At 36.4% G+C, this 19,560-nt stretch carries 21 protein-coding genes; 14 read left to right on the top strand and 7 right to left on the bottom strand.

The features are described from left to right. Positions 1-3: 3 nt before the first annotated feature. Positions 4-1,617, top strand: coding sequence for an Ig-like domain-containing domain (locus J4050_RS14105; protein ID WP_208155243.1), 1,614 nt, complete (start codon positions 4-6; stop codon positions 1,615-1,617). Here the strand turns inward: J4050_RS14105 and J4050_RS14100 are convergent. Continuing rightward, a complete protein-coding gene (locus J4050_RS14100; protein ID WP_208155242.1) occupies positions 1,601-2,383 on the bottom strand; it encodes an amidohydrolase in 783 nt (260 codons plus the stop codon). The two genes, J4050_RS14105 and J4050_RS14100, sit on opposite strands and share 17 nt — an antisense overlap. 22 nt (positions 2,384-2,405) lie before the next feature. Beyond that, on the bottom strand, positions 2,406-3,548 hold the full coding sequence (locus tag J4050_RS14095) for a methionine aminotransferase (protein ID WP_208155241.1): 1,143 nt from the start codon (positions 3,546-3,548) through the stop codon (positions 2,406-2,408). 79 nt (positions 3,549-3,627) lie between these two features. Between J4050_RS14095 and J4050_RS14090 the strand changes: the two genes are divergently transcribed. Continuing rightward, entirely contained in the window at positions 3,628-5,718 is a 2,091-nt protein-coding gene (locus tag J4050_RS14090) for a S46 family peptidase (protein WP_208155240.1), read from the top strand. Here J4050_RS14090 and J4050_RS14085 read toward each other — a convergent pair. The 3 genes from J4050_RS14085 to ahcY form a co-directional block, all read right to left on the bottom strand. Continuing rightward, entirely contained in the window at positions 5,715-6,185 is a 471-nt protein-coding gene (locus tag J4050_RS14085) for a very short patch repair endonuclease (protein ID WP_208155239.1), read from the bottom strand. The genes J4050_RS14090 and J4050_RS14085 overlap by 4 nt on opposite strands. Continuing rightward, the gene (locus tag J4050_RS14080) at positions 6,186-6,650 is read right to left on the bottom strand and encodes a DUF1569 domain-containing protein (RefSeq protein ID WP_208155238.1); all 465 of its coding nucleotides are present in this window, start codon (positions 6,648-6,650) and stop codon (positions 6,186-6,188) included. 87 nt (positions 6,651-6,737) lie between these two features. Continuing rightward, positions 6,738-8,054, bottom strand: coding sequence for an adenosylhomocysteinase (gene ahcY / locus J4050_RS14075; RefSeq protein WP_208155237.1), 1,317 nt, complete (start codon positions 8,052-8,054; stop codon positions 6,738-6,740). 134 nt (positions 8,055-8,188) lie between these two features. Between ahcY and J4050_RS14070 the strand changes: the two genes are divergently transcribed. From J4050_RS14070 to J4050_RS14035, 8 genes are all read left to right on the top strand, one after another. After that, a complete protein-coding gene (locus tag J4050_RS14070) occupies positions 8,189-8,818 on the top strand; it encodes a 4'-phosphopantetheinyl transferase family protein (protein ID WP_208155236.1) in 630 nt (209 codons plus the stop codon). Further along, complete coding sequence (locus tag J4050_RS14065; protein WP_208155235.1) at positions 8,815-9,546, top strand: phosphoglycerol geranylgeranyltransferase; 732 nt, start codon at positions 8,815-8,817, stop codon at positions 9,544-9,546. The genes J4050_RS14070 and J4050_RS14065 overlap by 4 nt, the downstream gene beginning before the upstream one ends. An 8-nt stretch (positions 9,547-9,554) precedes the next feature. Further along, positions 9,555-9,815: a hypothetical protein gene (locus tag J4050_RS14060; protein WP_208155234.1), complete on the top strand. Its 261-nt coding sequence runs from the start codon at positions 9,555-9,557 to the stop codon at positions 9,813-9,815. Beyond that, entirely contained in the window at positions 9,799-10,431 is a 633-nt protein-coding gene (gene pnuC / locus J4050_RS14055; protein ID WP_208155233.1) for a nicotinamide riboside transporter PnuC, read from the top strand. The genes J4050_RS14060 and pnuC overlap by 17 nt, the downstream gene beginning before the upstream one ends. Further along, positions 10,392-10,961, top strand: coding sequence for an AAA family ATPase (locus J4050_RS14050; RefSeq protein WP_208155232.1), 570 nt, complete (start codon positions 10,392-10,394; stop codon positions 10,959-10,961). The genes pnuC and J4050_RS14050 overlap by 40 nt, the downstream gene beginning before the upstream one ends. Then, positions 10,958-12,514, top strand: coding sequence for a DUF4301 family protein (locus J4050_RS14045; protein ID WP_208155231.1), 1,557 nt, complete (start codon positions 10,958-10,960; stop codon positions 12,512-12,514). Before J4050_RS14050 ends, J4050_RS14045 begins: the two co-directional genes overlap by 4 nt. Continuing rightward, a complete protein-coding gene (gene arfB / locus J4050_RS14040; protein ID WP_208155230.1) occupies positions 12,514-12,921 on the top strand; it encodes an alternative ribosome rescue aminoacyl-tRNA hydrolase ArfB in 408 nt (135 codons plus the stop codon). The genes J4050_RS14045 and arfB overlap by 1 nt, the downstream gene beginning before the upstream one ends. Positions 12,922-13,091: 170 nt before the next feature. Next, positions 13,092-15,338, top strand: a complete 2,247-nt coding sequence (locus J4050_RS14035; protein ID WP_208155229.1) for a TonB-dependent receptor — start codon at positions 13,092-13,094, stop codon at positions 15,336-15,338. On the opposite strand, the gene J4050_RS14030 is transcribed toward J4050_RS14035, so the two are convergent. Next, on the bottom strand, positions 15,335-15,772 hold the full coding sequence (locus tag J4050_RS14030) for a hypothetical protein (RefSeq protein WP_208155228.1): 438 nt from the start codon (positions 15,770-15,772) through the stop codon (positions 15,335-15,337). The genes J4050_RS14035 and J4050_RS14030 overlap by 4 nt on opposite strands. 141 nt (positions 15,773-15,913) lie before the next feature. On the opposite strand from J4050_RS14030, the gene greA reads away from it, so the two are divergent. Together greA and J4050_RS14020 are read left to right on the top strand one after the other, a co-directional pair. Next, complete coding sequence (greA, locus tag J4050_RS14025; protein WP_208155227.1) at positions 15,914-16,387, top strand: transcription elongation factor GreA; 474 nt, start codon at positions 15,914-15,916, stop codon at positions 16,385-16,387. Between the two features lie 93 nt (positions 16,388-16,480). Beyond that, positions 16,481-16,873: an HIT family protein gene (locus J4050_RS14020; RefSeq protein ID WP_208155226.1), complete on the top strand. Its 393-nt coding sequence runs from the start codon at positions 16,481-16,483 to the stop codon at positions 16,871-16,873. Positions 16,874-16,877: 4 nt separating this feature from the next. On the opposite strand, the gene J4050_RS14015 is transcribed toward J4050_RS14020, so the two are convergent. Beyond that, positions 16,878-18,029 carry a sensor histidine kinase gene (locus J4050_RS14015; protein WP_208155225.1) on the bottom strand — a complete coding sequence of 384 codons (1,152 nt, stop codon included), beginning with the start codon at positions 18,027-18,029 and terminating at the stop codon, positions 16,878-16,880. Between the two features lie 123 nt (positions 18,030-18,152). On the opposite strand from J4050_RS14015, the gene J4050_RS14010 reads away from it, so the two are divergent. Next, a complete protein-coding gene (locus J4050_RS14010; RefSeq protein ID WP_208155224.1) occupies positions 18,153-19,022 on the top strand; it encodes a flavin reductase family protein in 870 nt (289 codons plus the stop codon). Positions 19,023-19,058: 36 nt separating this feature from the next. Beyond that, on the top strand, positions 19,059-19,436 hold the full coding sequence (locus J4050_RS14005; RefSeq protein ID WP_208155223.1) for a DUF3127 domain-containing protein: 378 nt from the start codon (positions 19,059-19,061) through the stop codon (positions 19,434-19,436). Positions 19,437-19,560: the final 124 nt, after the last annotated feature.

Raw genomic sequence — 19,560 nt, 5'->3', positions numbered from 1 at the left:
AACATGGTGATTAGACCTTTACTGCAATTGTTTTTAGTAGTTTTATGGACTTGCTTAATTGTAAGTTGTGCCAATCGCGGAACACCTTCTGGAGGAGAAAAAGACATCGATCCGCCGGTAATTAAGCGTATAAGTCCAAAAAACTTTTCCACTGGCTTTACTTCCGATGAAATTGTAATTGAGTTTGATGAGTTTGTAAAAATCAAAGACGTACAAAAACAACTCATTATTTCTCCGCCATTAGACAATCAGCCAACCATTTACCCTCTTGGCGGTGCGAGCAGGACCATAAAAATAAAACTAAAAGACACCTTAGAAACCAACACCACTTATGCCTTTAATTTTGGCCAAAGCATAGTTGATAATAACGAAGAAAATCCATACCCATATTTTAGATATGTGTTTTCAACTGGAGATACTATAGATTCATTATCCGTAAAAGGTTATGTTGTAGATGCGCTATTAGAACAGCCAGATAAGTTTGTATCCGTGATGCTCTACGAAAAAGATTCGGCTTACACAGACTCCATTGTTTATAAAGAAAAGCCTAGATACATTACAAATACCCTGGATAGTGTAACAACCTTTTCTGTAGATAATATTAAAGAGGGCACCTATAAGCTCATTGCGCTAAAAGACAAGTCTAGTAATTATATTTTTAATCAAAAGGACGATAAAATTGGATTTATCAATGAATTTATTTCTGTACCTAACGACTCCTTATATGAACTTAAATTGTTCAATGAATTAATAAATTTTAAAGCCATAAAGCCAAAACAAGAAAGTGGCTCTAAAATCATTTTCCCCTATGAAGGCAGTCATGAAAATATGAAAATTCGCGTTTTAGGAGAAAAGCCAGAGGGATTTACTTATAAGATGACAAAAAATCCAGAGACCGATACCATTTACTATTGGTACAAGCCGAAGTTTGAAATTGACACAACGTTTTTCGTCGTTACAAACGAGAAATATGTAGACACTTTTAAGCATCGCTTTAGGGATTTAGTGCGCGATTCGCTACAAATAAAAGCTGTTACTTCTGGTACCTTAACTTCCGAAGAAGATTTTGTTCTGGAAGCTACAACACCGCTTGAAACTATTGATAAGTCCAGAATAAAACTCATTAATAAAGACTCATTAGAGGTGGCTTTCGAGTTGGAGTTGGATACTTTATTAAACAGAGTTGCTATTGAAATTGTAAAAGAAGAAGGTGAAAAATACGACTTTACCATGCTCCCAAATACCTTTACGGATTTTTATGATGAAGTGAATAAAGACACCTTGAATTTTTCCTTTAGAACAAAGATGACATCTGAATATGGTAATATTAGGGTTAATCTAAGGAATGCGAAATTGCCTTTGATTGTTCAACTCACCGATGATAAAGGCAAAGTGCTTTATGAGCGCTATACTAGTTCTTCTCCGGTAGTTGATTTCACGGATGTGCTTCCAAAACAATATAGCCTGAGAGTAGTTTTTGACACCAATAAAAATGGAAAATACGACCCAGGGAACTTCTTACTGGGTTTACAACCTGAAAGAGTTAGTTATGCCCCTAAAATTGACGAGGTAAGAGCTAATTTTGATCAGATTATAGAATTTAATCTTTTAGATTAAAACCATCCCTATCCTTTAAAAAACCAAGTTTATTGCGGTATTTGTTCAGGTGGTTCTTTTGTAAAGTAATGACAGCTATACCTTCTGTATTGGGTTTTAAATCATCTAGCCTATTACCGAGGGCATCATAAACTCCAGAATGTCCAGGATACTCGTGATTGGTACCATCTAAACCTATTCTGTTTACTCCCACACAATAGCTCATATTTTCAATAGCGCGCGCCTTTAACAAAGCGTCCCAAGCACTAATTCTTGGTTTTGGCCAATTGGCAACATATAGCAGTAAATCATAATCCTCTACATTTCTCGCCCACACCGGAAAACGTAAATCATAGCAGATTAAAGGACAGATGCTCCAATCCTTATACTTTATAATTACTTTTTCTTTTCCTGCGGTATAAACTTTATCCTCTCCTGCCAAAGTAAAGGTGTGCTTTTTATCATAGGTTGAAATTTTACCTGATGGCTCTGAAAAAATTAACCTATTATAATATTGACCACCTTCCTTAATAACAAGGCTGCCAGTAATCGCTGTATTTTTTTTCTTAGCCATAAATTTTAGCCATTGAACTGACGGACCATCCATTGATTCGGCTACAACTTCTGCATTCATGGTGAAACCAGAGGTAAGCATTTCGGGTAGTACAATGACGTCTACACCATCATTAATAGGAGTTATTTTTTCTTCTAATTGTTTCAGATTTTGTTCTGGGGATTCCCAAATTAAATGGGTCTGAACCAAAGCTATCTTTAAAGAATCATTCATAAAATTACTATGGTTTTCTCTATCAAATTTTACATAATATTTCAGCCGCCTTCACTAATGTCTCATCAGTTTTAGCAAAGCAAAATCGTAACACCTTGTCATCCTTTTGGTTTTCATTGAACACGGACAATGGAATAGAAGCAATTTTATAATCTCTAGTTAAGCGCTTTGCAAAATCAACATCATTCTCATCAGTTATTGCAGAATATTCCAACACTTGAAAATAGGTGCCTTGGGATGGTTGAAATTTAAATCTCGATTCTTGGATTAAGTTTAAAAACAAATCACGTTTTTGCTGAAAAAAAGTATTTAAACCAAGATACGTATTTGGGTCTTGCATATAATCCGCAATCCCTTTTTGAACAGGATGATTTACAGAAAAGACATTGAATTGATGTACTTTTCTATACTCTCGCATTAATGCTTCTGGCGCACAACAGTAACCAACTTTCCATCCCGTATTATGAAATGTTTTACCAAACGACGCTGTTATAAACGACCTTTTTTTCAAGTCTGGGAATAAACATACGCTCTGATGCTTTTCTCCGTCGTAAACCATATGCTCATAAACCTCATCACTTAAAATTATGATATCCGTGTCTTTTGTGAGTTTTTGAAGTTGCATCATATCCTCTTTCGACAAGATGGTTCCGCTAGGATTATGCGGCGTATTAATAAGTATCATTTTAGTTTTAGAAGATATCTTTGTGGCAACTTCGTTCCAGTCCACTTTATACTCTGGTGCCGAAAGTTGAATACTCACTGCTTTTCCGCCATTGACTTCAACCGCTGGCTGATAGCAATCATAAGCCGGTTTAAAAATAATGACCTCATCGCCAGGCCTTATAAAAGCCGAAATAATAGTATAAATACCTTGTGTAGCTCCAGCTGTAATGGTGATTTCTTTTTCTGGATGATATTGTGCATTATATAGGTCTTGATACTTATTTGAAATAGCCAGTAGCAAATCTATCTGTCCGGCCATTGAGGCATATTGGTTATACCCTGAGTTCATAGCGGTATATACCAAGTCACTCAATTTTTTATCACTTGGAAAATCCGGAAATCCTTGGGACAAATTAATAGCCTTATGTTTATTGGCCAAAGTTCCCATCACCGTAAAAATGGTTGTACCAACATTTGGGAGTTTAGATAGAAATCTCATTTCAATGTGCTTTGTTGGCCTTAAAGATAAGGATATAAAAGACCTTTTTTTATCTTTACCTTAAACTAAAATCTCAACAATGCGCTTTATTAAAATCCTATTTTTCTTCGTTGTTTTTCAATTGACTGCTCAACAAGGTGGTATGTGGATTCCTTCCCTTTTAGAAGGCATGAACGAGTCCGAAATGCAAAGCCTTGGCAGCAAACTGACTGCTAAGGATATTTACGATGTCAACAACTCTAGTCTTAAAGATGCTATTGGCCATTTTAATGGTGGTTGTACAAGCGAAGTGATTTCCCCAAAAGGGCTTCTGCTCACCAATCATCACTGCGGATATAGCCAAATACAGTCGCATTCGTCCTTAGAAAACGACTATATCAAAAATGGTTTTTGGGCAAAGAACTTTAAAGAAGAAATTCCAAACCCAGGGCTTTTTGTTGAGTTTATTGTACGTATAGAGGATGTCACAGAACAGATGCTAATGAATGTCACTGACGCCATGAATCCTAGAGAACGGCAATCTCAAATTGATAAAAACAGGAATAAGGTTGAGAAAACTATAAAAAAAGAAGAGTGGCAAGGCCTAAAAATAAGACCATTTTATAAAGGCAATCAATATTACTTGTTCGTAACGGAGCGTTTTGAAGATATTAGACTCGTTGGTGCACCACCTGTAAGTATTGGAAAGTTTGGAAGCGATACAGATAATTGGGTTTGGCCGAGGCACACAGGAGATTTTTCATTGTTTAGAATTTATGCTGACAAAAATAACAGACCAGCGCCCTACAGTGAAGACAATAAACCTTACAAGCCAAAACATTTCTTACCTGTTTCTTTAGATGGGATTGAAGAGGGCGATTTTACCATGGTATTTGGTTTTCCAGGGAGAACCAACGAATACTTACCTGCAGTCGCTGTAGAACAGATTACAGAAAAGGTTAATCCAGCGAGAATTGCAATTAGGGAAGCTGCGCTTAAAGTCATTGATGCCAATATGAAGGCTGACGACCAAGTACGGATTCAATATGCATCGAAGCAGGCACGTATTGCCAATGCGTGGAAAAAATGGATTGGTGAAAATCTAGGTATAAAAAAAAGTGGAGCGGTTGACATAAAGCGCAATTTTGAGGATGAGTTTACCAGAGCACTTAAGGCACAAGGTAAAGAAGAAACATATGGTAAATTATTGCCCAAATTTGAAGAATTATATGAAGCCTTTGAATCCGTAAATGTGAAGCGAAACAGCTTTGTTGAAGTCTTTTTACGCACCAACGAACTCATGCAAATGACCTTTAGGCTAATAGAAGTGGAGAGTGCAGCAAGACAAGGTGAAGAGCAATTCGATAAAGCAAGAAATTCTATGATTAATCGTCTCAAGGGCATTCATAAAAATTATAGTTTAAAAGTGGATCGAGGTGTCTATAATGTGGTTATGCCATTGTACACGTCTAATGTAGATGAGTCCATATACGATAAAACAGCACTTGTTGATTTGGATTCCGCCCTAAAACTTTTGGAAGGCGATGCTAACACCGTTGTTGAAAACATCAATGCAGACGCTGCCTATCAATATGCGAAACCTTTGATTCTTGAATTTTATACCACTTTAGAACCGGAGTTTCAACGCATCAATTCCGAAATCAATGCTTTACAAACGCAGTACATGCGAGCACTCATGGAAGTTATGCCAGAAGAACGTTATTTTCCGGATGCTAATAGTACAATGAGGGTCACTTATGGAAAAGTTAATGGTTATGCTCCAAAAGATGCGGTCTATTATAATCCTGTAACCTATTTAGACGGCGTTATGGAAAAATATGTTCCTGGCGATTATGAGTTTGATGTGCCCGAAAAACTGCAAGAATTGTATTCTAATAAGGATTATGGGCAATATGCAGACCAAAATGGAAAACTACCAGTTTGCTTTTTAGGGACCAACCATACTACCGGTGGCAATTCTGGTAGTCCGGCTATTGATGCCAAAGGAAATTTGGTAGGATTGAACTTTGATCGTGTTTGGGAAGGCACCATGAGCGATATATACTATGACCCTGAGATTTGCAGAAATATTATGGTCGATTTACGTTATGTCCTATTTATAATTGACAAGTACGCAGGTGCTAAGCACTTAATTAAAGAGATGAAATTGGTGCATCCTAAGAAAGGCTAGTGAATCCTTCTTGAGTGTAAATACACCATAATATCATTTATACAGGTATTTAGATTCTTTTTTATTTCGTGTTCCCAAAACCGAAATACGGTGTATCCCATTTCTTCTAATTGACGATTTACCTCGGCATCACGCTGCATATTGCGTTCAATCTTTGGAATCCAAAATTCCCTATTGGTTTTTAGTTTTGGTTTACGTACATCCCAATTGTAACCATGCCAATAGTCACCGTCTATAAAGATAGCTAGCTTATACTTTTTAATGCTTATATCTGGTCTGCCTGGTAGTTGATTTGTATTAACTCTATACCTAACGCTCTTTGCCCAAAGTGCTCTCCTAAATTGTAGTTCTGGCTTGGAGTTTTTACCACGAATCTTACTCATTATTTTTGAGCGCTTTTTGGTGGTATAAAAACCCGATTCTTCATTGAACCTTGGAACTTTTATTTTAGACTCGTCATAGCCCATCTATTTTAAAATATCTCTTATAATTTTTAAATGATGATTGGTGTGAACTTCTAGAAAACGAACTGCTTTTTTGGTGTTAACATTCCCAAACATAGGATGCTCAAAAAAAGAATTCTTATTTAAGTTGGCTAATGATTCTAAATTAGATTTAACCGCTTTGACTTGTGATACTAAATCCTCTTCTAAAATAACTTCGGGTGGTTTTACATGCTTGGGAGCCTTGGCTTTTCCTCTTGGAAAATAACCTAGGCTTAAAAACACCCATCCTAAAAAACTAAAATTACTTTTATACAACTTAGGGTCCGAAGCTTCAAGAGCTTTAATGACATTATTAATCACTTTGAGGCTGTGATCAATTTGCCAACCTACATTAGATTTTGATACTTTTGGGTTCTTTTCTTTAAACTTTGGAATAAGAGATTCTAGTTCATCAAGGTATTTAGAAAGCTTTTGAGTATTTTTCATATACTTTAAAAATAATAAAAACCCTCACATTTCTGCAAGGGTTTAGGTCTATATATGAGGTGCTGAAAAATATTCAGCATACCAAATTTAGTATCTGTAATGCTCAGGTTTGTAGGGACCTTCGACTGTAACGCCAATATAATCTGCCTGGTAATTCTTTAGTTCGGTAAGCTCTACACCAATTTTTTCTAAATGTAGTTTGGCCACTTTTTCATCTAAATGTTTAGGTAGCATATAAACATCATTTTCGTAAGCATCAGAATTATTCCAAAGCTCAATCTGTGCTAAAGTCTGGTTGGTAAAGGAATTACTCATTACAAAACTTGGGTGCCCAGTAGCACATCCAAGATTTACTAAACGGCCTTCAGCCAATACAATAATATCTTTTCCGTCAAGGGTATATTTATCTACCTGAGGTTTAATCGTATTCTTAGTATGACCAAAATTCTCGTTTAACCACGCCATTTGAATTTCATTATCAAAATGACCTATGTTACAGACAATGGTTTTATCCTTCATAGCCTTAAAATGCTCAGCTCTAACAATGTCCTTATTCCCTGTAGAGGTGATGACTATATCTGCATTTGAGATTACCGTCTCCAAACGTTTTACTTCAAAACCATCCATGGCAGCCTGAAGTGCACATATTGGGTCTATTTCTGTAACAGTTACGATACTGCCCGCTCCTTTAAAAGATGCTGCTGTACCTTTACCTACATCGCCATAACCACAAACCACAACACGCTTTCCTGCTAACATAATATCCGTAGCTCTTCTAATAGCATCTACTGCAGATTCTTTACAACCATACTTATTGTCAAACTTAGACTTGGTTACAGAATCGTTAACATTTATGGCTGGCATTGGTAAGGTTCCATTTTTAACACGTTCGTATAAACGATGTACACCAGTTGTTGTCTCCTCAGATAATCCTTTAATACCTTCTGCCAATTCCGGATATTTATCCAAAACCATATTGGTTAAATCGCCACCATCATCGAGAATCATGTTTAAAGGCTGTCTGTCTTCGCCGAAGAATAAGGTTTGCTCAATACACCAATCAAACTCTTCTTCCGTCATGTTCTTCCATGCATAAACTGGAGTTCCAGCAGCTGCTACTGCGGCTGCGGCCTGGTCTTGTGTTGAAAAAATATTACATGAACTCCAAGTCACTTCAGCTCCTAAAGCCTGTAAGGTTTCAATTAAAACTGCAGTTTGTATCGTCATATGTAAACATCCAGCAATTCTTGCACCTTTAAGCGGTTGCTCATCCTTATACTCTTCTCGCAAACTCATTAGTCCTGGCATTTCTGCTTCAGCTAATTCTATTTCTTTGCGACCCCATTCCGCCAGATCAATATCTTTAACTTTGTATGGTACGTAAGTTGTTGTTTTTGTACTCATTATCTCAATTTTTCAATTTTTATAATTTGCTTGGTGTTTGGCTTTATCGCTTATTTAGCTAAATTCGCCACATCGACGAATACTAGCCTTAGCAAAAGCGATGCAAAGGTAATCAATATCATTCAGAATACTAAATGCCACTGTTTAAATCCATTAGCGTAAATTCACAAACTGCTGTTAAAATTTGGCGTATTGAAGAATCCTACGATGACTTATTAAAACCCCTTGATTTAAAGCCCAATAGCAAGGCGCGCGTTTTAAGCATGAAAAGTGAAATACACCAAAGAGGTTTTTTAAGCGTGCGACATTTGCTTCGCGAATTTGGATATACCGATCAAGACCTCTACTATGATGACTATGGGAAACCACATCTTAAGGATGGCAACTACATATCGATTACACATTCTTTTGAATTTTCTGGTGTCATCGTTAGTAATCAGCCAGTAGGCATAGATATTGAAAAACAACGCCCCAAAATTGGTCGCATTGCCAGCAAATTTATTGAATATGAAACTGATTATCTAAAACCCGAAAGTCCTACTTACGTGAGAGATTTAACCGTTATCTGGGCAATTAAGGAATCACTATATAAACTATTTGCCACACCAGGTATGCTATTTAAAGAGCATTTTCTGGTCATTCCATTTATGCTTGAAGATAATGAAACCGTAGCTTGGATAGATTATAACTCTAAAAAATACCGACATAAAACTGCATTTATAGAATTTGAGGATTTCACCTGTGCTTACGTTGTGCCTGAATGACAAGACTTTACAACAACATATTAAATGCCATAAAGGAAGGGAGAAAACAACTTGCCGTACTCATTGATCCGGACAAAATGCCTGTAAATAGTATTGAGCCTTTTGTAAATAAAGTCAACCAGTCTATGGCCACCCATATTTTTTTAGGAGGTAGTGAACTGCAAAATAATACAACTGATACATTGGCAAAGGCCATTAAAAATTATACGGATTCACCACTTATTCTGTTTCCAGGTGATGAGAATCAACTGACCAACAATGCTGATGGCCTTTTATTTCTTTCACTTATTTCTGGAAGAAATCCGGACTACTTAATCGGAAAACACATAAAAGCTATTCCGAAGTTGAATACAATGAATCTTGAGGTTATTCCCACAGGCTATATCCTTATAGAAAACGGCATTGAAACAGCGGTTGAACGCATTAGTAAAACGAAACCTATGCTGCGAAAAAACACAGAACTTATTAGCCATACTGCCAAAGCTGGTGAATATCTTGGTATGAAACTTATGTATCTAGAGGCAGGTAGTGGAGCAACGCACCCTGTAGATTCAGAAATTATTTCAGCTGTAAAATCTCAAATCAAAATCCCCTTGATTGTTGGAGGCGGCATTCGGTCAAAAACAGATTTGGATAAAGCCTACGAAGCAGGTGCAGATTTGGTAGTTATTGGTACAGCCTTTGAAAAAGATGAGACATTTTTTAATCAAATAATCAATTCCTTTTAAAATAAACCATGGATGTATCTATTGAATTAACCTACTCGCCTTTAACCGACAGTTACGAGCAGCACGTGATTGACTTTATTAAGGTTTTAAGAGCATCAAAATTCACTGTCATTGAAAATCCCCTAAGCACACAAATTTTTGGAAATTATGATGACCTTATGCCATTCTTAACCACAGCGATAAAAGACGCTTTTAACAGTATAGATATAGCCGTAATGTCCATAAAATTGGTAAAGACAGACCGAAGCAATTATGAACCACATTTTTGATTTTTTTCTGGAAGCTTATAGGCAAACACCAACCTTTCAAATTGTACTAGAGGCTATTGCTTTTGTATTTGGCGTGGCCAGTGTATGGTTTGCCAAACAAGAAAATATTCTAGTTTATCCAACAGGCATCATTTGTACTGTAATTACAGTATATCTTCTTTACATCAACACCTATCTTGGCGATATGATGATGAATCTTTACTATTCTATTATGAGTATTTATGGCTGGTGGAATTGGTCTAGAAAAAAGAATGGCAATTATCTTATTCCAATTTCAAGAACATCATTTAAAGAAAAAATAATCGGTTTATGTCTATTTGCCTTGACCATAATTATTACTTACGTTGTCTACAAAGCATTTGATTACACCATTGAATTGCCCAATTATATAGACATTGTAACCTCAGGTATTTTCTTTACAGCCATGTGGTACATGGCTAATAAAAAACTAGAGAACTGGACGCTTTGGATTATCGGTGACCTAGTTACAGTTCCGCTATATGCATATAGAGGTTTGGGCATGTTATCCTTACAATATCTTATCTTTACAATCCTTGCGATTTATGGCTATAACGAATGGAAGAAAAGCTTAAACAACACCCAGCAAACTGTATAAAAATAGTTCTGTTTGGTCCAGAATCTACAGGTAAAACGACGCTGTCCAAACAATTAGCAGAGCATTACCAAACGAATTGGGTCCCAGAATTTTCGCGGGAATACCTTCAAAAAAAATGGGATGAAGAACGTAGCATCTGCGAACCTAAAGACATCATCCCAATTGCGATAGGACAAATGGCCTTAGAAAACAAACGTGCCTCAGAAACGGATTCTGTGTTAATTTGCGATACCGACTTATTGGAAACTAAAGTATATAGTGAAGTTTATTTCAATGGGTTTTCTGATCCTATTTTAAGTAAATACGCCAACGAAAACAGCTACAACTTATATTTTTTAACTTATATTGATACACCGTGGGAACCAGACGATTTAAGAGACAAGCCCAATGAGCGCAAAGCTATGTTTAAAGCCTTTGAGAACGCTCTTAAATCGACTAATAAACCTTACCTAATTTTAAAGGGAAATGAGAAAGAGCGCTTTAATTTTGCCGTTTCCCAAATAGATAAATTAATCAAAACACATAAATGAAGTTTTCAGAACAAGACATAAAACAACTAGAATCTAAAGGTCTTAGCCTTAAAACCGTGGAATCTCAGATAGAGCTTTTTAAATCTGGAATTCCGTTTACTAATATTGTACAGGCAGCAACAATTGATGATGGTATAATGCCTTTGAATGAGGCTAAAATTGAAGAGTTTATTGCATATTTTGAAGACAGAAAGAATGACTTAGCCCTTGTGAAATTTGTTCCAGCTTCTGGAGCCGCAACTAGGATGTTTAAATTTTTATTCCAATTTCTAATGGACTTCAATCCAGAAGAGGAATCCATTAAGGATTATATTGAAAGTAATAAATCAGACCTCTTATCTGTTTTTGTATCAAAACTAGAACAATTCCCATTTTATAATTCGGTACTTGTTCAAATCGAAAGAAACGGTATAGATTTTTATAATTTATCTACAACTCAAAAAGTATGGCACTTTGTACAAACCATGTTAAAGGAAGATGAACTTAATTATGGTAATTATCCCAAAGGGCTATTACCTTTCCATAAATATTCAGACAGTCACATTGCAACTGCTTTTGAAGAGCACCTTTATGAAGCAGCACTTTATGCCAATGGTAAAAACAAAGCCAAGCTCCATTTTACCATTTCCGTTGGACTGAAAGATAGATTCGAAGCGGAATTTAATCGTATTGCAACTGTAGTTACCCAAAATACAGGAGTAAAATTTGATGCCGAATACTCTTATCAAGCAGAATCAACAGATACTATAGCCGTAACCCCAAATAATAAACCCTTTAGAAACCACGATGGCTCTATACTCTATAGACCTTCAGGCCACGGCGCGTTATTAAAAAATCTCAATAGTATTGATGCCGATGTTGTCTTTATTAAAAATATAGATAATGTTGTGGTTGCAGACTATCGAGATGTCATTGCGAAATACAAAAAAGGTTTAGCGGGCTTATTGCTACAATTACAAACCGAAGCTTTTACTTATTTAGAAGAATTGGATAAAGAACATGTTTCCAATGACACCATTATAACTATAACAGATTTTGTAGAACGTCGATTGAACGCCAAACTCAAAACTGAGTTCCATACCTGCTCAGACGAAGAAAAAAGAGTCTATTTACACAACCAACTTAACAGGCCTATTCGGGTTTGTGGTATGGTAAAAAATGAAGGCGAGCCCGGCGGAGGACCATTTTGGATTGCCGATGAAGCTGGTAATGAATCCCTTCAAATTGTTGAGTCCGCTCAAATCAATCTAAAAGACCAATCCCAGAAAAGCATCCTTGAAAATGCCACTCATTTTAACCCTGTTGACATCGTTTGTTCTATAAAAAATTATAAAGGCGAAAAGTTTAACCTAGACAAGTTCGTTAACGATAAAGCTGCTTTTATAACCATGAAAACAAAAGTTGGTAAAGACCTAAAGGCGCTAGAATTACCAGGTTTATGGAATGGTAGCATGGCATTTTGGAATACCATCTTCGTAGAAGTGCCTATTACAACTTTCAACCCTGTAAAAACGGTAAACGATTTGCTCAAAGCACCGCATCAATTCAAGTAATGATTGACCATGAAGCTATAGCGACCGAACTTACTTATAAAGCCGTTAGGAGCTCTGGTAGTGGTGGACAGCACGTCAACAAAGTGTCTACTAAAGTTGAGCTGCATTTTAATATATTAGAATCCCAACATCTAAACGATTATCAACGAACAAGATTACTAGACAAGCTTGCAAACCGTATCAACAAAGATGGTATCCTTGTAATGAGTTGTGGCGAGACTAGAAGTCAACTTAAAAATAAAACCATTGTTACAAAACGCTTTTTTCAGATTATTGAGAACAGCATAAAAAAACAAAAAAAGCGTAAACCAACTACAGTCCCAAGATCGGTCAAGAAAAAGCGTTTGACTTCAAAACGCAAACATTCAGAAAAAAAAGCGCAAAGAAAACCTCCAAAACCCGATTAAACATTTAAAAATCCTTAGTAACTTTGCACCGTTCTCAAAAAAGGGGTGCCTAATAGTGGCTGAGATCATACCCATTGAACCTAGAACAGGTAATGCTGTTTAGGAATGTATAATTAATTTTAACCAAAAGAATAATTACCTCTTTTTATTCGATTATTATATATAGTCGTATGAAAAATGTATTCGTGTTGTTAGGTTTGTTTTTATTTTCTGCAAACCTAATTGCTCAAGAAAAACCTACCGATTCAACAAAAATTGAAAAACTAGATGAAGTTTTAGTAAAAGCGGTTAGGGTTGAGGCCTCCTCACCTATTACGCATAGTAACGTTACTAAAAAAGAGATTGCCAAGCGAAATTTAGGGCAAGATATTCCTATACTGCTCAACTTTTTTCCCTCTGTGGTGACTACCTCAGATGCTGGAGCTGGTATTGGATATACAGGCTTAAGAATTAGAGGAGTCAGTGCCCAATCTACAAACATTACCATTAATGGAATTCCGTATAGTGATGCAGAATCCTTAGGTACTTTTTGGGTTAACCTTGGTGATTTTGCCTCTTCGGTAGAGAGTTTACAATTACAACGTGGTGTGGGCACATCAACTAATGGTTCAGCGGCTTTCGGCGCAAGTATCAACATCTTAACCGATGCCGTTTCTCAGGACGCCTCTGGTGAAATCTCCAATTCCTTTGGGAGTTTTAACACAAGAAAGCATACGGTTAAGTTTAGTACAGGACTAATGAACGACCATTTTGAAATTGCAGGACGCTTGTCCAATATAGAATCCGATGGCTACATTGACCGCGCTTCCACAAGTCTTAAGTCATATTTTCTTCAAGGCGCTTATGTAGATGACAATAGACTCATCAAAGCCGTAACCTTTGGAGGAAACAATATTACTTATCAATCTTGGTTTGGCTTTGATCCAGCAACTATTGCGGTAATAGGTGAAAATCCAAATATAGATGAAAATAGGACCTTCAACATTGGTGGAATTCAGTTTGATGATCAGGGCAATAGAACCGGTTTTTATAACAACCAAGTGGACGATTATCGCCAAGACCACTATCAACTGCATTGGAATGAAAAATTTAACAACAATTGGTCCACTACCCTAGGACTCAATTATACCTATGGTCGTGGTTATCTTGAAGAATACATAGATAACTATTACTATTCTAATATTCTGTTTGCTCCAGATGCTACCTTTGATTTTTTGGGCTTAGACCCAATTACTGTTAATGGCGAAACTGTAGACAGTATGGATTACGTGCGTCAGCGTTGGTTAGAAAATAATTTCTATGTGGTTAATGCCAATGCTAATTACAAGGACAATCAATTAGATGCTATTGCAGGTATATCCTTTAGTCACTACGATGGCGACCATTTCGGGGAAGTGATATGGGCCGAGTATGCGTCTGAATTACCCTTGGGAGATCGTTACTATGAAGGTAACGGCAAAAAGAATGATGCCGCTGTGTTTGCTAAGGCTAATTTTAGACTTAATGACAAATTCCGTTTCTTTGGAGACGTCCAATTAAGAAATGTAAATTACGAGACTTCCGGATTAGAATCCTCAGGCCTTGAGCCCTTTAATGTAGATGTCAACTACACCTTCTTTAATCCTAAGGCAGGTGTCACCTATAAGGCTAATAGTAACAACAGTTTTTACCTATCTTATGCCAGAGCCAATAGAGAACCAAGCCGACAAGACTTTGAAAATAATCCCGACGTAAGACCAGAACAGTTAAATGATTTTGAATTAGGTTGGCGCCATAGAAATGGTAACTTTAGCTTTAATGCTAATGGGTTTTTAATGCTTTACAATGAACAACTAGTACTTTCGGGACAACTAGATGATGTTGGAAGCCCTATTAGAACAAATAGTGGAGAAAGTTACAGGCTGGGCTTGGAGCTAGAGGCTATTATCCCTGTAACACCACAATTAACCTTGCAACCTAATGCCACAATTAGTGCTAACAGAAATAGAGAAACGATAATATCCTTTAATGGTGAACTTGTAAACTTAGGTAAAACTGCCATTGCCTTTTCACCAGATTTTATTGCTGCAAATGCTATTGTATTTCAACCGTTTAATAATTTACAATTATCACTATTAAGTAAATTTGTTGGAGAGCAATTTATGAGCAATACTGAAGCAAACTTGTCTAAGCTTGACAGTTTCTTTGTCAACGATTTGAATGTTACCTACACCATTAACACCAACTCGGTATTTGACTCTGTTGTTTTTACGGGTGTTGTCAATAATATTTTTAACGAAAAATTTATTTCAAATGGCTATTACTACACTTTTGACGACGATTTCTCAGTACCTGGAACAATAACAACCATAGAAGGCGCAGGTTTTTATCCTCAAGCCACCACAAATTTCTTATTAGGTCTAACCTTAAACTTTTAGTTGGTTACCAAAAACGTCCCGTTTCCTAAATCATCAACCCTGTATGGCTGTAACGTACAGGGTTGTGTATTACCGTTTAAACCAACACCAGTAGCTAAACTATATCGGTTTTCGTCATCGCAACCACAAACTACAATATCGCCTGACCCAGAATCTGTTAATGTAGAACAGGCTTCTAGAGGATGGCTAGGGTCAGCCGCGTCCCAAGCCAAAAGTGTGGCCGAATTTAGTCGCCATAACCATATACCATTATTACCTTGACCAGGCACATAAACACCATTTATGGGAAACGCCAATTGGCTAAACTGAGGCAGATTAGTATTTACCTGTAAGTTAACACCTGCGTCAAACAAAAAATTACAGTTAGGATTATTATCATCTCTATCACAAGTAAATAGGACGATGCAAAACATATAAATAAAGTACTTTTTCATGCTAAATTTTGATACGCAAGTTACGATTAATTCAGCTATACCGTAAATATTTTGTATATTTGCTCTAATCTCGTGCATGCGGGATTTTTCTATTAGTCCCGAACTGGTTTCGGGATTTTATTATATGTAAACGAAGGAATTATGAGCAAAGTATCTTATTACACTGCCGAAGGTTTAAAAAAACTAAGGGATGAATTAAATCATCTTAAAGATGTAGAACGCCCAAAAGCCTCTCAGGCTATTGCAGAAGCAAGAGACAAAGGTGATTTAAGTGAAAATGCTGAATATGACGCTGCTAAAGAGGCACAAGGCATGTTGGAAATGAAAATTTCTAAAATGGAAGAAACACTTGCAAACGCGAGAATTATAGACGAGTCGCAATTAGATACTTCTAAGGTATTAGCCCTATCAAAAGTTAAGATAAAAAATCAAACCAACGGTATGGAAATGACCTATACTTTGGTTGCCGAGAGCGAGGCAGATTTAGCGTCTGGTAAAATATCTGTTAACTCTCCTATAGGAAAAGGTCTATTAGGTAAAACCGTTGGCGATGTTGCTGAGATACAAGTGCCTAATGGCATTATGAAATTTGATATCCTTGAGATTTCAAGATAAGACCTAAATAACATGTTGAAATAAAGATTCCTGTTTAATAATATTAAGCAGGAATCTTTTTTATCTTAGTAATTCACTAAACAATTCACTGTTATGGCAACACTTTTTACTAAAATCATCAATGGAGAAATACCTTCATATAAAGTTGCTGAAACTGAAGAATTCTTTGCCTTTTTAGACATCAACCCCAACTCTAAAGGTCACACACTATGCATCCCTAAAGTAGAAGTTGATAAACTATTTGATTTGGATGAGGAGACCTATACCAAACTTATGCAATTTTCTAGACGTGTTGCATTAGCTATTGAAAAGACAGTACCCTGTTTGCGCATTGGGATGACAGTTATTGGCTTGGAGGTACCACATGTACATGTGCATTTAATTCCATTACACACTATGGAAAATGCGAGGTTTACAAGTAAGGTAAAATTAAATCCAGATGAATTTTCATCTTTGGCAGAGGCTATTGCCTCTAATTTTGAATAACTATTTAAAGGGTTTTAAGACTAATCTGTATCGTAGTACCTTTGTCTGGCTCAGATTCTAAGACTTTAATTTTACCATCGTGGTAGTCTTCTATAATACGTTTTGCTAAGGAGAGCCCTAATCCCCAACCTCTAGATTTTGTAGTGTAGCCAGGTTCAAATACTTTTTTAAACTGGTTTTTAGGAATACCCTTTCCAGTATCTGAAATATTGATTAGTACATTTTTATCTGTCGCATTAAGGTTAAGTTCTAGATTACCTTTACCCTTCATGGCATCAATAGCATTCTTAACCAAGTTTTCAATAGTCCAACTAAATAATTGGGCATTAAGCATTGCTGTGATTTCTGAATCTGGACAATTAATCTCAAAGTTTATCAATTTAGAACTTCTAGATTTTAGGTAGTCAAATGAAGATTTGGTCATCTCAACCACATCCAATTGTTCCAAAGTTGGTAAGGATCCTATTTTACTGAACCTATCTGTAATTGTCTTAAGGCGGTCAATATCTTTTTCAATCTCTTTAATGTACTCTGCATTCACATTCTCCGTCTTTAAAATCTCAGCCCAACCCACTAGAGAGGATAACGGTGTACCTATTTGATGAGCTGTTTCCTTGGCCATCCCTGTCCAAAGTTTATTCTGCTCAGCATTTTTAGTACTGCGATAAAAGAAATACACCACGGCACCAAAGAGAAAAATTATTAATACAAGTGCTAATGGATAATATTTAAGCTTATTTAGAAGCGGAGAGTTTCCATAGTATAAGGTAGACAATACTTTATCCTGATATCTAATTTCAATAGGTTTATTTTCATTCTTAAACTTCTCAATCAACTTCAGTAGATATAGAGAGTCTTGCGCCTTTTCCTCCTCAATATTTCGGTAATCCATGCTACCATCGCTTGCCACACTTATCATTGGTGTGGTTTTGTTACTGGCAATAATTTCAAAAGGCAATTCACCAACATCAGAGCTTAGATCCTGAGTTTTACTCAATTCTTTTTGGGCAAAGGACCAATTCTTCATTTTTGCTCGTTCTTCAGCCTTAAAATTCTGAAAGAAAACATAGGTATTCCAAAGGATAAGAGAGATAATGGCAAAAGAGGAGAAAATAATAATCCAACGGATTACATTACGATTTTTATTGGTAATCATCAATAGCTCAGTTTCGTTATTAAAGATAATGCAATAATGTTAATAATATTGTACATGCCACTACCCAAAATGTTTTTATGCACCACCTAATATATTTATATTTGCTGTAAATCAGAGGGCTACATGATTTCTATTAATCCAAAGGATATTTCAACCAAATTACTGCACGGTTATCTGCTAAGTGCTGTGGCACCGAGGCCTATTGCTTTTGCCAGTACCATTGATGTCAATGGAAATCCTAATCTTTCACCATTTAGCTATTTTAATGTCTTTAGCAGCAAGCCTCCGATTTTAATTTTTTCACCTGCAAGACGCGTTAGAGACAACACTACGAAGCACACCTTAAAAAATGCTGAAACTATAAGAGAAGTTGTAATCAATGTGGTGAATTATGATATTGTTCACCAAATGTCTTTGAGCAGTACGGAATATCCAGATGGTGTCAATGAGTTTGAAAAAGCAGGTTTAACCATGCTTAAATCCGAAAAGGTTAAACCCTTTAGAGTGGCAGAATCACCTATTCAATTAGAATGTGTTGTTAATGACATTATATCTTTGGGGACTGAAGGTGGTGCAGGCAATCTTGTTATTTGTGAAGTTGTGCAGATGCATATTGCAGACGACGTAATGAATGATGACAACACCCTTAACCAAGAAGCTTTAGATTTAGTAGCTAGAGCTGGTGGCAGTTATTACAGTAGGGCTAAATCTGGTTTTTTTGAAATCCCCAAGCCTTTACAAACTCTAGGCATAGGCGTTGACGCCTTACCAAAGCGCGTGCGCAATAGTATGATACTCACCGGAAATAATCTTGGTATGTTAGCTAACGTTGAAACTTTACCAAGTAAAACTGAAGTTGAGGCTTTTATCGATGACGTTAGTGAACGTTATCCAAATATAAAAACAGCTTCGCATAGGGAGAAACACAAACTGGCGCGCAACTTTTTGAGTTTTGGTGATGTAGAAAGTGCCTGGAAAATATTATTATCATAAAAATTTGAGTCAATTTATAAATAGATTAAACAAACAATGGAAGTACAAGGACGTATAAAAGTAATTGGAGAAACCCAAACCTTTGGAAGTAATGGGTTTAGAAAACGAGAAGTGGTAGTAACAACAGAAGAGCAATACCCACAGCATATTTCAATAGAATTTATCCAAGATAAAACCGATTTATTAAACAGCTACCAAGTTGGGCAGCAGGTAAAGGTTGGTATCAATTTAAGAGGTCGCGAATGGGTAAACCCACAAGGTGAGACCAAATATTTTAACTCTGTACAGGGCTGGCGCATTGAGGCCGTACAATCTGAGCCTGCGAGCGAGAATATGCCACCTGTACCACCAGCAGAAGCTTTTGAGCCTGCAGGCGACTTAAATGAGGAGGACCACGACGATTTGCCGTTTTAATAACAAATTCATATTAGAGATGTAAAGGACTTATTTTAAAATAGGTCCTTTTTTTGTGCCGCCTTTTAATTGATTACGGAAAAACCGTAAAAGTAATTGCAAATGTTCCTCCATTTTAACATTC

This window comes from Winogradskyella pelagia (genome assembly GCF_017581965.1).
Taxonomy (GTDB): Bacteria; Bacteroidota; Bacteroidia; order Flavobacteriales; family Flavobacteriaceae; genus Winogradskyella; species Winogradskyella pelagia.
The sequence above is the reverse complement of the archived record's forward strand: the minus strand, read 5'-3'. Positions and strand labels throughout refer to the sequence as shown.

Coding starts and splice junctions, on each gene's coding strand:
- J4050_RS14105 (WP_208155243.1), top strand. CDS start 4: ATGGTGATTAGACCTTTACTGCAATTGTTTTTAGTAGTTTTATGGACT.
- J4050_RS14100 (WP_208155242.1), bottom strand. CDS start 2,383: ATGAATGATTCTTTAAAGATAGCTTTGGTTCAGACCCATTTAATTTGG.
- J4050_RS14095 (WP_208155241.1), bottom strand. CDS start 3,548: ATGAGATTTCTATCTAAACTCCCAAATGTTGGTACAACCATTTTTACG.
- J4050_RS14090 (WP_208155240.1), top strand. CDS start 3,628: ATGCGCTTTATTAAAATCCTATTTTTCTTCGTTGTTTTTCAATTGACT.
- J4050_RS14085 (WP_208155239.1), bottom strand. CDS start 6,185: ATGGGCTATGACGAGTCTAAAATAAAAGTTCCAAGGTTCAATGAAGAA.
- J4050_RS14080 (WP_208155238.1), bottom strand. CDS start 6,650: ATGAAAAATACTCAAAAGCTTTCTAAATACCTTGATGAACTAGAATCT.
- ahcY (WP_208155237.1), bottom strand. CDS start 8,054: ATGAGTACAAAAACAACAACTTACGTACCATACAAAGTTAAAGATATT.
- J4050_RS14070 (WP_208155236.1), top strand. CDS start 8,189: ATGCCACTGTTTAAATCCATTAGCGTAAATTCACAAACTGCTGTTAAA.
- J4050_RS14065 (WP_208155235.1), top strand. CDS start 8,815: ATGACAAGACTTTACAACAACATATTAAATGCCATAAAGGAAGGGAGA.
- J4050_RS14060 (WP_208155234.1), top strand. CDS start 9,555: ATGGATGTATCTATTGAATTAACCTACTCGCCTTTAACCGACAGTTAC.
- pnuC (WP_208155233.1), top strand. CDS start 9,799: ATGAACCACATTTTTGATTTTTTTCTGGAAGCTTATAGGCAAACACCA.
- J4050_RS14050 (WP_208155232.1), top strand. CDS start 10,392: ATGGAAGAAAAGCTTAAACAACACCCAGCAAACTGTATAAAAATAGTT.
- J4050_RS14045 (WP_208155231.1), top strand. CDS start 10,958: ATGAAGTTTTCAGAACAAGACATAAAACAACTAGAATCTAAAGGTCTT.
- arfB (WP_208155230.1), top strand. CDS start 12,514: ATGATTGACCATGAAGCTATAGCGACCGAACTTACTTATAAAGCCGTT.
- J4050_RS14035 (WP_208155229.1), top strand. CDS start 13,092: ATGAAAAATGTATTCGTGTTGTTAGGTTTGTTTTTATTTTCTGCAAAC.
- J4050_RS14030 (WP_208155228.1), bottom strand. CDS start 15,772: ATGAAAAAGTACTTTATTTATATGTTTTGCATCGTCCTATTTACTTGT.
- greA (WP_208155227.1), top strand. CDS start 15,914: ATGAGCAAAGTATCTTATTACACTGCCGAAGGTTTAAAAAAACTAAGG.
- J4050_RS14020 (WP_208155226.1), top strand. CDS start 16,481: ATGGCAACACTTTTTACTAAAATCATCAATGGAGAAATACCTTCATAT.
- J4050_RS14015 (WP_208155225.1), bottom strand. CDS start 18,029: ATGATTACCAATAAAAATCGTAATGTAATCCGTTGGATTATTATTTTC.
- J4050_RS14010 (WP_208155224.1), top strand. CDS start 18,153: ATGATTTCTATTAATCCAAAGGATATTTCAACCAAATTACTGCACGGT.
- J4050_RS14005 (WP_208155223.1), top strand. CDS start 19,059: ATGGAAGTACAAGGACGTATAAAAGTAATTGGAGAAACCCAAACCTTT.